The 14,183-nt window shown below is 72.3% G+C and carries 11 protein-coding genes; 3 read left to right on the top strand and 8 right to left on the bottom strand.

Going from position 1 to position 14,183, the window contains the following annotated elements; translation table 11 throughout:
- Positions 1-151: 151 nt before the first annotated feature.
- The 8 genes from ACFV0T_RS32760 to ACFV0T_RS32795 all read right to left on the bottom strand — a co-directional run bounded on the left by ACFV0T_RS32760 (position 152) and on the right by ACFV0T_RS32795 (position 9,832).
- Positions 152-1,171 (bottom strand): TIGR03842 family LLM class F420-dependent oxidoreductase, encoded by a 1,020-nt coding sequence (locus ACFV0T_RS32760; protein ID WP_385787191.1) that lies wholly within the window; start codon positions 1,169-1,171, stop codon positions 152-154.
- A gap of 11 nt (positions 1,172-1,182) precedes the next feature.
- A complete protein-coding gene (hydA, locus tag ACFV0T_RS32765; RefSeq protein ID WP_385787194.1) occupies positions 1,183-2,586 on the bottom strand; it encodes a dihydropyrimidinase in 1,404 nt (467 codons plus the stop codon).
- A gap of 279 nt (positions 2,587-2,865) precedes the next feature.
- Positions 2,866-3,708, bottom strand: coding sequence for a nitrilase-related carbon-nitrogen hydrolase (locus ACFV0T_RS32770; RefSeq protein WP_385787197.1), 843 nt, complete (start codon positions 3,706-3,708; stop codon positions 2,866-2,868).
- Between the two features lie 185 nt (positions 3,709-3,893).
- Complete coding sequence (locus ACFV0T_RS32775; protein ID WP_385787199.1) at positions 3,894-5,447, bottom strand: PucR family transcriptional regulator; 1,554 nt, start codon at positions 5,445-5,447, stop codon at positions 3,894-3,896.
- Positions 5,448-5,484: 37 nt separating this feature from the next.
- Positions 5,485-6,768: an aspartate aminotransferase family protein gene (locus ACFV0T_RS32780; protein ID WP_385787202.1), complete on the bottom strand. Its 1,284-nt coding sequence runs from the start codon at positions 6,766-6,768 to the stop codon at positions 5,485-5,487.
- Positions 6,765-7,607 carry a nitrilase-related carbon-nitrogen hydrolase gene (locus tag ACFV0T_RS32785; protein WP_385787205.1) on the bottom strand — a complete coding sequence of 281 codons (843 nt, stop codon included), beginning with the start codon at positions 7,605-7,607 and terminating at the stop codon, positions 6,765-6,767. The genes ACFV0T_RS32780 and ACFV0T_RS32785 overlap by 4 nt, the downstream gene beginning before the upstream one ends.
- Before the next feature lie 179 nt (positions 7,608-7,786).
- A complete protein-coding gene (locus ACFV0T_RS32790; RefSeq protein WP_385787208.1) occupies positions 7,787-9,436 on the bottom strand; it encodes a hypothetical protein in 1,650 nt (549 codons plus the stop codon).
- 126 nt (positions 9,437-9,562) lie between these two features.
- Entirely contained in the window at positions 9,563-9,832 is a 270-nt protein-coding gene (locus ACFV0T_RS32795; protein WP_385787211.1) for a helix-turn-helix domain-containing protein, read from the bottom strand.
- Between the two features lie 32 nt (positions 9,833-9,864).
- Here ACFV0T_RS32795 and map point away from each other — a divergent pair, with 32 nt between their 5' ends.
- The 3 genes from map to ACFV0T_RS32810 all read left to right on the top strand — a co-directional run bounded on the left by map (position 9,865) and on the right by ACFV0T_RS32810 (position 13,953).
- Positions 9,865-10,632 (top strand): type I methionyl aminopeptidase, encoded by a 768-nt coding sequence (gene map / locus ACFV0T_RS32800; RefSeq protein ID WP_385787214.1) that lies wholly within the window; start codon positions 9,865-9,867, stop codon positions 10,630-10,632.
- 38 nt (positions 10,633-10,670) lie between these two features.
- The gene (locus ACFV0T_RS32805; protein ID WP_385787217.1) at positions 10,671-11,225 is read left to right on the top strand and encodes a GNAT family N-acetyltransferase; all 555 of its coding nucleotides are present in this window, start codon (positions 10,671-10,673) and stop codon (positions 11,223-11,225) included.
- Positions 11,226-11,352: 127 nt separating this feature from the next.
- A complete protein-coding gene (locus ACFV0T_RS32810) occupies positions 11,353-13,953 on the top strand; it encodes an ATP-dependent Clp protease ATP-binding subunit (protein WP_385787220.1) in 2,601 nt (866 codons plus the stop codon).
- The last annotated feature ends 230 nt before the right edge of the window (positions 13,954-14,183 follow it).

Here is a 14,183-nt window from a genome sequence, read left to right on the forward strand (position 1 = left end):
ACGGGACGGGAGAGGCCGTGCGGGTCGGCGCCGAGGGGGGTGCGCCCCGGAGAGAGCAGACGTACGGGCTCCGGGTGCCCTGGGCCCCCCTTCCCGCAACGGCGGAGCGGTGGAAAGGGGGGAGCTCATAGGGGTGGTCGGCTTCGGGAGGTCAGCCGTTGACGGCCGGGATCACCTTCGATCCGTAGGCGTCGATCACGGTCTCCTGGGCGTCGTGCATGTCGTAGACGGCGAACTGGTCGACGCCCAGGTCCCGCAGCGCGTTCAGCTTCTCGACGTGCTTCTCGACCGGGCCGATCAGGCAGAACCGGTCGACGATCTCGTCGGGCACGAACCGGGTGTCGGGATTGCCGCTGCGCCCGTGGTGCGAGTAGTCGTAGCCCTCCCGTGCCTTGATGTAGTCGGTGAGTTCGTCGGGGACGGCGGCGGAGTGCTCGCCGTACTTGGCGACCAGGTCGGCCACGTGGTTGCCGACCATCCCGCCGAACCAGCGGCACTGGTCGCGCGCGTGGGCGAGTGCCTCGGGCGAGTCGTCCTCGGTGACGTACGCGGGGGCGGCGACGCAGATCCTGATCTCGGACGGGTCGCGTCCGGCGGCGACGGCCGCGTCCTTCACCGCCTTGACCATGTACTCGGTGAGGTAGAGGTCGGCGAGCTGGAGGATGAAACCGTCGGCCTCCTCGCCGGTCATCTTCAGGGCCTTGGGGCCGTACGCGGCCATCCAGACCGGGAGTTCGGCGCCCGGCTTGATCCACGGGAACCTGACGACCGTGCCGCCGAGGTCGGCCTCTTCGCCCCGGCCCAGCGCGCGGATGACCTTCATGGCCTCGCTGATGCGGGCGAGGGTGTTGGGCTTGCGGCCGGCGACCCGCATCGCGGAGTCGCCGCGGCCGATGCCGCACACCGTGCGGTTGCCGAACATGTCGTTGAGGGTGGCGAAGGTGGAGGCGGTGACCTCCCAGGTGCGGGTGCCGGGGTTGGTGACCATCGGGCCGACCCTCAGCTTGGACGTGTTGGCGAGGATCTGGCTGTAGATGACGAACGGCTCCTGCCACAGCACGGCGGAGTCGAAGGTCCAGCCGTACGTGAACCCGTTGCGCTCGGCGCGCTTCATCAGGCTGACCACCCGTGAGGCGGGCGGGTCCGTCTGGAGGACGAGTCCGAAGTCCATGAGCGCCACTCCTAGTTGAGGTACTGACAGGTGGAGCGCGGGGTGTAGACACCGTGCCCGGCGTGTCCGGTGTACTCCCGCTCGTCGATGACGAACTCGCCCCGCGACAGAACGGTCTCCACCCGGCCGGTGGTGCGCCTGCCCTCGTACGCGGAGTAGTCGACGTTCATGTGGTGCGTCTCGGCGGAGAGGACCTGCTCGGCGTGCGGGTCGTAGATGACGACGTCGGCGTCGGCGCCCGGGGCGATGGTCCCCTTCTTCGGGTACATGCCGAACATCCGGGCCGGTGTGGCGCAGGCGATCTCGATCCAGCGGCGGCGCGAGATGTGCCCGTCGACGACGGCCTGGTGGAGCAGGTCCATGCGGTTCTCGACGCCCGGCAGACCGTTGGGGATCTTGGAGAAGTCGCCCCGGCCGAGTTCCTTCTGGCCCTCGAAGCAGAAGGGGCAGTGGTCGGTGGAGACCACCTGGAGGTCGTTGGTGCGCAGCCCCCTCCAGAGCGCCGCCTGGTGCTCCTTGGGGCGCAGGGGCGTGCTGCACACGTACTTCGCGCCCTCGAAGTCGGGCTCGGCGAGGTTGTCCGTGGACAGGAACAGGTACTGGGGGCAGGTCTCGCCGAAGACGTTCAGGCCCTCGTCGCGTGCCCGGGCCAGCTCGGCGACGGCCTCCTGCGCGGAGACGTGCACGACGTACAGCGGAGCGCCGGCGACCTGGGCGAGCTTGATGGCGCGGTGGGTGGCCTCGGCTTCCAGCAGCGCCTTGCGCACCTCGCCGTGGTAGCGCGGGTCGGTCTCGCCACGCGCCAGCGCCTGTTCCACGAGCACGTCGATGGCGATGCCGTTCTCGGCGTGCATCATGATCAGGCCGCCGTTCTCGGCGGAGCGCTGCATGGCGCGCAGGATCTGGCCGTCGTCGCTGTAGAAGACGCCCGGGTAGGCCATGAACTGCTTGAAGGAGGTGATGCCCTCCTCGACCAGCAGGTCCATCTCCTTGAGCGTCTCCTGGTTCACATCGGAGACGATCATGTGAAAGCCGTAGTCGATGGCGCAGTTGCCCTCGGCCTTGGCGTGCCAGGTGTCCAGACCCTCGCGCAGGGTGTGTCCGACGCTCTGCACCGCGAAGTCGACGATCGTCGTCGTGCCACCCCAGGCGGCGGCCCGGGTGCCGGTCTCGAAGGTGTCGGAGGCGAACGTGCCGCCGAACGGCAGTTCCATGTGGGTGTGGGCGTCGACACCGCCCGGGATCACGTACTTCCCGGTCGCGTCGACGACCCGGTCGGCCGTCCAGGCCTCGGCGGCCGGGGTGCCGGAGGCGGCGAGGGCGGCGATACGGCCGTCCTCGATCAGGACGTCGGCGTGGATCTCGTCGGACGCGGTGATGACGAGACCACCGCGGATGACGGTACGGCTGCTCATGCTCCCTCTCCTACCGTGGTCAACTCTCGTGTCGTGCAGGTCGGTCGGTGCCGCCGGTCCGCTCCGCGCGCCGGACCGGCGGACCCACCGCGGGCGGTCCGGGCCAGGGCGTGTTTCGAAAGTGGCGTCGTCCGCCGGAGGGCGGGGCCCGCGGCGTCAGGTGCGGTGCGTCGCGAGGCGGAGGGTCGTCCGCGTACCGGGCGTACGCGGACGATCCCGACAACGCGGCGAGGCGCCGTGCCAGGCGTCGCGGGCCGGACGGGACTTTCGAAACACGCCCTAGGGAGCGGTCAGCGGCGCGTACGCGTCGGGGCGACGGTCGCGGTAGAACTGCCAGCGGTCGCGCACCTCGCGCATCTTGGCCAGGTCGAGGTCGCGCACGACCAGCTCGGTCTCCTTGTCGCCGGCCGGCTCGCCGACGAACTGGGCCTCCGGGTCGACGAAGTACGAGGTCCCGTAGAAGTCGTTGTCGCCGAGTTCCTCGACGCCGACCCGGTTGATGGCGCCGACGAAGTACTCGTTGGCCGCGGCCGCCGCGGGCTGTTCCAGCTGCCACAGGTAGGCCGACAGACCGCGCGAGGTCGCCGACGGGTTGAAGACGATCTCCGCGCCCGCCAGCCCCAGTGCGCGCCAGCCCTCGGGGAAGTGCCGGTCGTAGCAGATGTAGACGCCGATCTTCCCGACGGCCGTCTCGAAGACGGGCCAACCGCTGTTCCCCGGACGGAAGTAGAACTTCTCCCAGAAGCCGGGGACCTGCGGGATGTGGTGCTTGCGGTACTTGCCCAGGTAGGAGCCGTCCGCGTCGATCACAGCGGCGGTGTTGTAGAGGACGCCGGGCTGCTCCTCCTCGTACATCGGCAGGACCAGGACGATGCCCAGTTCCCTGGCGAGCGCCTGGAAACGCTTGACGATCGGGCCGTCGGGGATCTGTTCGGCGTACTCGTAGAACGCCTTGTCCTGGACCTGGCAGAAGTACGGTCCGTAGAACAGCTCCTGGAAGCACAGGACTTGGGCACCCTGCGCGGCCGCGTCGCGGGCCGCCTGCTCGTGCACCTGGATCATCGACTCCTTGTCGCCGGTCCAGGCGGTCTGGAAGAGGGCGGCACGGATCACTGTGCTCATCGGGACCTCCGGTCGCTCGGTGCGCTGGGGCGGACGACGCTTCCGACGCCCGCCCCAGGAGCCTAGAAAGCCCGGAGGGCCGCTTTGAGTTGCACGGTGTCACGTCTGAGGGCGTCCGGCGTGTCACCGTGTCACGCGTTCGCCGACCCATGTTTCACCGCCGTTCTCCCAGGTCGTCCCATGTTTCAACCCTGTTGCGCGTCATGCGCCAGGAGCGCGATGTGCACCGAGGCCGCCTGCTCGAAGTCGTCGAGGTCGACCCCGAGCCGGGCCTGTATCGCCTCCAGACGCCGGTAGAGCGCGGGCCGGGAGACGTGATGGAGCTGGGCGGTACGGGACTTGTTACGGCCGGTGGCGAGATACGTCCGCAGCACGGACAGCAGGTCCTCGTCAGCAGCGCGCAGCAGCCCGTCCAACTCCCGCTCCGCGAAGGACTGCACCTGCGGATCGTCCCGCAACAGCCGGATCAGACCGCGCAGGTGCACGTCCCGCAGCCGGACGACCGCCGGCAGGTCGAGGGCGGCGGCCGAGTCGGCCACCGCGTCGGCGACATGCCGGGCCTCGCGCAGCCCGGCGGGCACGTCGTCCCAGGCGATCCGTCCGTCGGCGGCGGCGACCGTACGGGCCGCGCCGGACTCCGCGCGCAGCCGGGTCGCGAAGTGTGCCGCGAGCGCCTCGGCGTCCTGGTCTCGCGGCAGGCTCAGCAGGACGGCGGTGACTCCCTCGGTCAGCTCCGCGACCAGGCCGGGGAGCCCCAGCAGCCGCAGCACCCGGTCGAGTTGACCCGGGTCGCCGTCGCGCACGACCAGCGGGACGAAGGTGCGCCGGTTGACGGGCAGTCCGGCGGCCCGCGCCCGGGGCAGCAGTTGCCTGGCCGGTACGCCGCCGTCGACCAGGTCGGTCAGCAGGCTCTGCGCGGACTGCTCCTCCCAGGTGTGCGCGGAGCCGCCGCCGAGCATGCGGTGCAGGACGAGTGCCTCGGCGGCGCGTTCGGCGAGCAGCCGCCCGGTGGCGCCGTCGCCGCGGTAGCCGCACAGGACGATCCCGCCCCACCTCTCCCCCCGCCCGCCCAGCTCGGCGCGGATCCAGCCGTCGACCGCGCTGCCGCCGGCCTGCCGGGAGATGCGCTCCCAGTCGCGCAGCACGTCGTCCACGGCCGGCCGCTCGCCCGCGGTGGCCAGGACGCGGTGGGCGAGGTTGGTGACGACGACGGGGCAGGCGCTGTGCTGCGCGACCTCGTCGAGGAGGCGTTGCAGCGGGGCGCCCGCGGTGATGAGTGCGGTGAGAGCCGTGCGGACGGCCTCGGAGAGGCTGACCGCGGCGAACTTCCGCCGGACCAGCCGGGACTGGACCTCCTCGGTCAGCTCGACGAAGGGGAAGGGACGGTGGAGCACCACCATGGGCAGCCCGCAGCGCTCGGCCGCGCGGCGCATCACGTCCGGCGGGGCGGGGAAGGCGCGGCCGAGTCCGAGGACCACGGCCGCGGCCTCGGCCCGGTGCAGGGACCGGATGTACTCGGCCTGGAGGTCCTCGTCGCCGGCGAGCAGCACTCCGGTGGTGAGCACCATCTCGCCGCCGCTGAGCATCACTCCGACGTCGGCGGCCTCGGCGACGTGCACCCAGCGCACAGGCCGGTCGAGCTGGGCCGCGCCGGCCACCACCTCGGGCTCCCCGGCGAGCACCCGTTCCAGGGTGAGGACCTGGCGGACCGACAGGGCGGGTTCCAAGGCGGTGGTCATGGCGGTGTTCCCTTGCTGTGGCGTTACCGGATGCCCGTCACCAGGCGCTCCGCAGGGCGCGTTCGAGGATCGCGGCGCCCTCCTCGGCCTCCGCGACGCTCAGGGACAGCGGCGGCGCGACGCGCAGGGCGCTGGTGTCGTGGCCGCCGCCCTTGCCGATGAGGAGGCCGCCCTCGCGGGCCGCCTCGAGCACGGCGGCGGCCGCCTGCGGATCGGCCTCGTCCGTGCCGGGCTTGACCAGCTCGATGCCGATCATCAGGCCCCGGCCGCGCACTTCGCGCACCCCCGGAAGCTGCGCGCCGACGGCCCGCAGCCGTTCCATCAGCAGTCCACCGACGCGCCGGGCGTTGCCCTGGAGGTCGTGTTCGAGGAGGTAGCCGAGGTTGGCGAGCCCGGCCGCCATGGTGACCTGGGTGCCGCCGAACGTCGAAATGCTGTTGGCGTCAAGGCAGTTCATGATCTCGGCGCGGGCGACGACCCCGCCGATGGAGGTGCCGTTGCCGATGCCCTTGGCGAAGGTGATGATGTCCGGCGGGCCGTTGTCGGCGTGCGCCTGCCAGCCCCAGAAGTGCTCGCCGGTGCGCCCCCAGCCGGTCTGCACCTCGTCGGAGATCCACAGGACGCAGCGTTCCTGGAGCACCTCGCGGAAGGCGGCGTACAGACCGTCGGGCGGCGAGGTGAAGCCGCCGACGCCCTGGATGGGCTCGGCGATCAGGGCGGCGGGCGGGCGGGTGTGTCCCAGCAGGTCCCTGAGGTCGGCGACGCAGGCGGCGATGAACTCGTCGTCGCCGAGATGCGCGAACGGTCCGCGGGTGCGCACGCCCCCGTGGACGTACAGCGTCTGGAGCGGCGACAAGGAGGTCGGCGACCAGCCGCGGTTGCCGGTGATGCCGACCGTGCTGAAGGAGCGGCCGTGGTAGCTGTTGCGCATCGCCAGGACGGTGTTGCTGCGCCGGTAGGTCGTCGCCAGCAGCAGGGCGGTGTCGTTGGCCTCGGTGCCGGAGGTGGTGAAGAAGACGCGGGCGTCCGGGATGCCGCTCAACTGGGCCACGCGTTCCGCCAGTTCGACCATCGGCCGGTTGAGGTAGAGCGTGGAGGAGTGGATGATCCGGCCGGCCTGCTCGCTGACCGCCTTCGTCACCTCGGGCAGGGCGTGCGCGGTCATCGTGGTCAGGATGCCGCCGAAGAAGTCGAGGTAGCGGTTGCCGTCGGCGTCCCAGACGTACCGGCCCTCGCCGTGGGTGATCTCCAGCGGGTCCTCGTAGTACAGGGCCAGCCAGTCCGGGAGGACGCTGAGGTGGCGGGCGTGGAGGTCGTTCACGGCTGCACCAGCCCCTCGTAGGCGTCGGGCCGGCGGTCGCGGTAGAAGGCCCACTGCTGCCGGACCTCCTCGATCAGGTCGAAGTCCAGGTCCCGGACGACCAGTTCCTCCTTGGTGTCGCTGGCGACCTCGCCCACGAACTGGCCGCGCGGGTTCACGAAGTAGCTCGTGCCGTAGAAGTCGTTGTCGCCGTACTCCTCCTGGCCGACCCGGTTGATCGCGGCGATGAAGTACTCGTTGGCGACGGCGGCGGCGGGCTGCTCCAGCTGCCACAGGTAGGCCGACAGACCGCGCGAGGTCGCCGACGGGTTGTACACGAGCTGGGCGCCGTTCAGGCCCAGCTGGCGCCAGCCCTCCGGGAAGTGGCGGTCGTAGCAGATGTAGACGCCGATCTTGCCCACGGCCGTCTCGAAGACGGGCCAGCCCACGTTGCCCGGCTTGAAGTAGTACTTCTCCCAGAAGCCCTTGACCTGCGGGATGTGGTGCTTGCGGTACTTGCCGAGGACAGTGCCGTCGGCGTCGATCACGACCGCGGTGTTGTAGTAGAAGCCGGACTGCTCGATCTCGAAGACCGGGACGACGATCACCATGCCGGTCTCGCGGGCGAGTGCCTGCATACGACTCACGGTCGGCCCGTCGGGGACCGGCTCGGCCCAGCGGTAGTGCTCCGGTTCCTGGACCTGGCAGAAGTAGGGGGCGTTGAACACTTCCTGGAACCCGATGACCTTGGCGCCCTGGCGGGCCGCCTCGCGCGCGTGTTCCTCGTGTTTCGCCACCATGGACTCGGTATCGCCGGTCCAGGTGGCCTGGACCAGTGCGGCTCGTACGACGTTGGCCATGAGCTGCTCCTTCGACGGGACGTCAGAGCCTCTACGCCCGTAGACGCAGGCCGTAGAGGGACGAACGTAAGCCTCCCGGACGGCCTTGCCAAGACCATCGTCGTTAACCCGCGAAGTCGATCGCGTTTCACACTCCTGTGGGTGAGTCGCTGGGCCGACAAGGTGGCGGAGCCCACGGCTCAGGCGGTGAAGCCGGCCACTCTCAGGGCGTGCACCAGGTCCCAGTGCCGTTCGTCCGAGACGCCCCGGGCCGCCGCCAGTAGCAGCGGTACGAGCGTCTGCGGGTCCGGCGCGACGCTGCGGGCCGCCTCCTCGGGGGTGCGGACACGGACATAGGCGTCGAGGAGCGCGTCGACCTCGCGGTGGCGGCCCTCGTCGGCGAGGACCAGCACGGCCTCGCCGATCCCGGCGGCGGGGCGGGCGACACCCTGGCGCAGGATCTGCTCGCCGTCGCCGGTGCGCCCGGCCGCGACCAGGGCGTCGGCGGCGGCGACCAGCCGGTCGGCGGGCAGGGACGCCGCCTCCCACAGCAGCGTCGCCCAGTCGGCACCGAGCCCGGCACGCTGGAACTCGGCCGCGAGCAGCGGGAACCGGGGGGCGGGCCAGTACGCGATCTCCACCAGCAGGGCGTGTGCCTCGCCGCTGCGCCCTTCGGCGCGCAGTTCCACCAGCCTGCGCACCGTCTCGACGGTCTCCCGTCCGGCCGCCGCGTCCGGCGGACCGGGCTCCGGCTCCGCCCGCCGCACCACGTCGGCGGCGCCCGCGAAACGCGCTCCGCGCGGGGTACGACCGGCCCCGGCGGGAGCGCCGGCGGGCGCGGGCAGGTCCGGTACGACGTCCGGCGGTACGGCGGCGGGAGCGGCCTCCTCCTCGGCCATCCCGGCGAACCGGGCACTGCCACGACGTCGCTTGCGCTGCTTGGCCGGGGCGGGGGCGGGGGCGGGAGCCGGGACCGGGGTGACGTCGGCGGGCAGGGGGGCGGCAGGGACCGGGTCGGCGGCGGCGAAGGACGTGGGGGCGTCGTAGACGGGTCCGGGGGTGCTGGGGGCGTGATCGTCGGAGCGGGGGACGCCGGGGCCGTCGTATGCGCCGGGAGCTGTGCCGGGAGCGTGGTGTCCCCGGTCCGCGCCGTGGGTGTGGTGTCCCGGGCCTTGGACACCCCGGCTGGAGGGGGCGGTACCCCGCGTGTCGCGCTGATGAGGTACGGACGGGGAGTCGGTGGCGTGCGGGCGGCCCGCGTCGACGTGGTACCCGGCGGACGCGTCCGCGGCTGCGCCCGGCCGTCGGACGACAGGCGTCCCCCACACCTGGCCGCCCACTCCCCGCCGGTCCGACTCCGCCATCCGGGAGCGGAGTTCCGCGCACCGGGCGACGGCCCGTTCGTGGTCGTCCTGGGCCCAGGCGAGGTCGAGACGGACGGCTTCCGCCTGCTCCCCGCTGGTGGCCGAGGCGAGCAGGCGGCCCAGCTCGGCCTGCCGTTCGGCGGTGTACCGCTGCTCGCGGAGCATCACGTCGAGCCGGTCACCGAGGGCGTCCCGGCCGCCGGGGCGGGCGTCGTACGCGGCCAGGGCGACCGCGTGCAGGGCGCGGGCCCGTTCCGTCTCGGCCGCGGCGACCGCCGGTCCGTATCCGACGGCGAGGTCCTGGAGGAGCGCTTGCACCACGTCCCAGGGCGGCACCTCGCGCCCGTCGAGGCAGGCCTGCATGCCGTCGGGGTCGCGCCGCCAGAACACCGCGCACCAGCCGCCGTCCTGATCCAGACGGGCCAGCAGACCATCCAGGAACCGCGCGAACTCCCACACTCGGACGAGGAGTTGATCCACTGTCATCGCCCAACTCCCGCCAGACCGGAATACTCCGCCTCGCAGGAAACACCAGCCGTGTTACAGAACGACTACGGGGAGTTTTCGGAGTGGACGCAGTGCGCCTCCGCGATCACGGACCGCGCCCGTCCGTCAGCTCCCGGGCCCGCCGAGAACCCCGGCCAGTGCGCACCGCTGGGCCAGCTCGTCCATCGACAGGCCGAGCGCGCGGGCCAGCGCGGCCACGGTGAAGAACGCCGGCGTCGGCGCCCGGCCGGTCTCGATCTTACGGAGCGTCTCGGCGGAGATGCCCGCGCCGGCCGCGACCGACGTCATGCTGCGTTCGCCGCGGGCCTCGCGCAGCAGCCGGCCGAGTCGTTCGCCGCGTTCGCGTTCTTCGGGGGTCAGCGGGGTACGCACCATGCCGTCATTCTAATACCGGTATAGTAATTGGCATGGTGGAACTGAAGACGGACACATCGATCGACGCCATGTACGAGGCCGGCCAGGTCGTCGCGCGGGCCCTGACCGCGGTGCGCGAGGCCGCCGACGTCGGCGTCTCCCTGCTGGAGCTGGACGCGCTGGCGCATGACGTGCTGCGCGCGGCGGGCGCCACCTCGCCCTTCCTCGGCTACCGGCCCTCCTTCGCCCCCACGCCGTTCCCCGCCGTGCTCTGCGCCTCCGTGAACGACGCGATCGTGCACGGCATCCCGACCGGCTACCGGCTGCGCGAGGGCGACCTCCTCTCCGCCGACTTCGGCGCCGAAGTGGGCGGCTGGGTGGGCGACTCGGCGATCAGCTTCACGGTGGGCACCCCGCGCCCGGCGGACCTTCGGCTGATCGAGACCGCCGAGCGGGCACTGGAGGCGGCCGTAGAGGCGGCCGTCGTCGGCAACCGCATCGGCGACATCGCGCACGCGATCGGTTCGGTGTGCCGGTCCGCCGGGTACGGCGTTCCGGAGGACTTCGGCGGCCACGGTATCGGCCGCCGTATGCACGAGGACCCGCCCGTCCCGAACGAGGGCCGCCCCGGGCGCGGTCTCCCCCTGCGTCACGGCATGGTCCTGGCGATCGAGCCCATGGTCGTCGCGAGCGGACGGGACGACTATCACGCGGCCGCCGACGGCTGGACCCTGCGCACGAACGACGGCTCGCGCGCGGCCCACGTCGAGCACACGGTGGCCATCACGGACTCGGGCCCCCGCATCCTGACGGCCCGCTGACCGACCGCCGTCCGCGCGGTCCGAGTGGAAGGTCCCTCATGCGTGTTCGCCCCGGCACCCCCGCCGACGCCGAGTGTGTCGCCGAGTTGCACACGGCCAGCTGGCGCAGCGCCTACGCCGGGCTGATGCCCGCGACCTACCTGCACGGACCGCTGGCCGAGGAGCACCGCGAGAAGTGGCGCTCGCGCACGGCCGCAGCCACCCGCGCGGCCGGTCACTGTCTGCTGCTCGCCGAGGAGCGGGGCGAGCTCTGCGGCTTCGTCCACCTGCAGCCCGCACGGGACGGCCGGGTCCACGTCGACAACCTGCACGTGCGGCCCGGCCGCGTCGGCACCGGCCTCGGTCGTCTCCTGCTGCGCCGGGGCCTCGCCTGGGCCGCTGCCACGTCCCCCGGCAGGGACGTCTTCCTGGAGGTGCTGCGAGGCAACGATCGTGCGATCGTGTTCTACGAGCGCCAGGGCGGCCTGCGCACGGCCGAGCGCCCGCTGCGACTGGCCTCGGGCCTCGTGCTGGACGAGATCGAGTACACCTGGCCCGCCGCCCTGGTGGGCCGCCTGACGGCAGCGGACGCACAGGACGCTCCGCAGGCCTAGGCCGGCCGCGTTCGGGCACCCGCGTCCGGACGTGCACGTCGATCAGCGAGCGCGTCCCGGTGGTCCACCCGGGTTCCCGGCTCCGCCCGGACCGGGGGACCCCATCGGGACGCCGGAACGGAACGCCATGACCAGCGGCTTCACGGAATCGGGACCGGAAGGATACGACCCGGACCCCTTCGGAGAATTCCTCGCACGCTTCTTCGGCGGACCGCGCCCCGGTCCCCGGCAGGTCGACATCGGTCGGCTGCTGAGCCAGTCGGCCCGCGATCTGGTGCGCGGCGCCGCCCAGTACGCCGCCGAGCACGGCAGCCGGGACCTGGACACGCAGCACCTGCTGCGGGCCGCGCTCGCCGCCGAGCCCACCCGCAGCCTGCTCAGCCGCTCCGGCGCGGACCCCGACTCCCTGGCGACGGAGATCGACGACCGGTCCGGCCCGGTCCAGCACCCGCCGGGCGAGGCCCCGCCGCCCACCTCGCTGTCGCTGACGCCGGCCGTCAAGCGCGCCCTTCTGGACGCGCACGAGCTGGCCCGGGCCGGCGGCACCGGGTACATCGGTCCCGAGCACGTGCTCAGCGCGCTGGCCGCAAACCCCGACTCCGCGGCCGGGCACATCCTCAACTCGGCCCACTTCGCTCCCACCGGCCTGCCGCCCGAGGCGCCGGACGGGGCGCAGCCGAGCGCCGAGCACCCCCGGCCCAGCCCGACGCCGACCCTCGACAAGTACGGCCGTGATCTCACCGAGCTGGCCCGGCAGGGCCGTATCGACCCGGTGATCGGCCGGGACGACGAGATCGAACAGACCATCGAGGTGCTGTCCCGGCGCGGCAAGAACAACCCGGTGCTCATCGGTGACGCGGGCGTCGGCAAGACCGCCATCGTGGAGGGGCTCGCGCAGCGCGTCTCCGAGGGGGACGTGCCGGACGTGCTCACCGGCCGGCGGGTGGTCGCCCTGGACCTGACCGGCGTGGTCGCCGGCACCCGCTTCCGCGGGGACTTCGAGGAGCGGATGAACAACATCGTCAACGAGATCAGTGCCCACTCCGACGAACTGATCGTCTTCATCGACGAGTTGCACACCGTCGTCGGCGCCGGCGCGGGCGGCGAGGGCGGGGCGATGGACGCGGGCAACATCCTCAAGCCGGCCCTGGCCCGCGGCGAGCTGCACATCGTGGGCGCCACCACGCTGGAGGAGTACCGGCGGATCGAGAAGGACGCGGCGCTGGCCCGGCGGTTCCAGCCGATCCTGGTGCCGGAGCCGACGATCGCGGACGCGATCGAGATCCTGCGCGGACTGCGCGACCGCTACGAGGCCCACCACCAGGTCCGCTACACCGACGAGGCGCTGGTGGCGGCCGTGGAGCTGTCCGACCGCTATCTCACCGACCGCCGGCTGCCCGACAAGGCCATCGACCTGATCGACCAGGCCGGTGCCCGGGTGCGGCTCGGCGCCCGTACGAAGGGCACGGACGTACGGACCATGGAGCACGAGCTCGAGCAGCTCACCCGGGACAAGGGGCAGGCGGTCGCCGACGAGGAGTACGAGCAGGCGACGCAACTGCGGGACCGTATCGGTGATTTGAAGCGGCGGATCAGCGCGGCCAGCGGCGACGACGCGGCCGACGAGGGACAGCTGGAGGTGACGGCGGAGGCGATCGCCGAGGTGGTGTCCCGGCAGACCGGTATCCCGATCAGCCGGCTCACCGAGGAGGAGAAGGAACGCCTGCTCGGTCTGGAACAGCATCTGCACCAGCGGGTGATCGGCCAGAACGAGGCCGTGGCGGCGGTCTCCGAGGCGGTCATGCGCTCACGCGCCGGACTCTCCAGCCCGGACCGGCCGATCGGCAGCTTCCTGTTCCTCGGGCCGACCGGCGTCGGCAAGACGGAGCTGGCCCGTGCGCTCGCCGAGGCGCTGTTCAGCAGCGAGGACCGGATGGTGCGGCTCGACATGAGCGAGTACCAGGAGCGGCACACGGTCAGCCGGCTGGTCGGCGCCCCGCCCGGGTACGTGGGTCACGAGGAGGCGGGTCAGCTCACCGAGGTGGTGCGCAGGCACCCGTACTCGCTGCTCCTGCTGGACGAGATCGAGAAGGCGCATCCGGACGTCTTCAACATCCTGCTCCAGGTCCTCGACGACGGACGGCTCACGGACTCCCAGGGCCGCACGGTCGACTTCACCAACACCGTGATCGTGATGACGAGCAACCTCGGCTCGGAGGTGATCACCCGGCGCGGTTCCGGCATCGGGTTCGGGGCGGGTGGGGACGAGGCCGACGAGGAGGCGCGACGGGAGCGGATCCTGCGGCCGCTGCGGGAGCACTTCCGGCCGGAGTTCCTCAACCGCATCGACGAGATCGTGGTCTTCCGCCAGCTCAGCACGGAGCAGCTGCGGAAGATCACCGACCTGCTGCTGGAGAAGACCCGTCGGCTGCTGCACGCGCAGGGCATCGGGGTGGAGTTCACCGACGCGGCCGTCGACTGGCTCGCCGGGCGTGGCTACCAGCCCGAGTACGGCGCCCGGCCGCTGCGCCGCACCATCCAGCGGGAGGTCGACAACCGGATGTCCCGGCTGCTCCTGGACGGCCGGATCGGGCACGGCAGCCGGGTGACGGTGGACGTGGCGGACGGACGGCTCGACTTCCGCGCCGAGGACGCGCAGGCCGCGACGGCGACGTCCGCCGCGAAGGGCGCCGAGGGCGCGACGCGGCCGCCCGCCGAGGAGTCGTGAGGCGCTCTCGCCGGCAGTCGTGAAGCGCTCCCGCCGGCCCCGGCGTCACGGGGCCGGCGGGAGCGTGACGACAGGGTCTGGTGCCGCAGCGGGCAACGTTCGTGCCGTGGGGGGGCAACCCGGGCCCCCCCCGGCCGAGGCCACCCGACGCCCCACCAACGCCGCGCCGCCCCCCCCGCCGACCCGCGCGGCGGCGGGCCGCCCCCAGCCGGTCGGCCCCCGCGGGGTGG

This window comes from Streptomyces sp. NPDC059582, from assembly GCF_042735715.1.
In the GTDB taxonomy this organism is placed as follows: domain Bacteria; phylum Actinomycetota; class Actinomycetes; order Streptomycetales; family Streptomycetaceae; genus Streptomyces.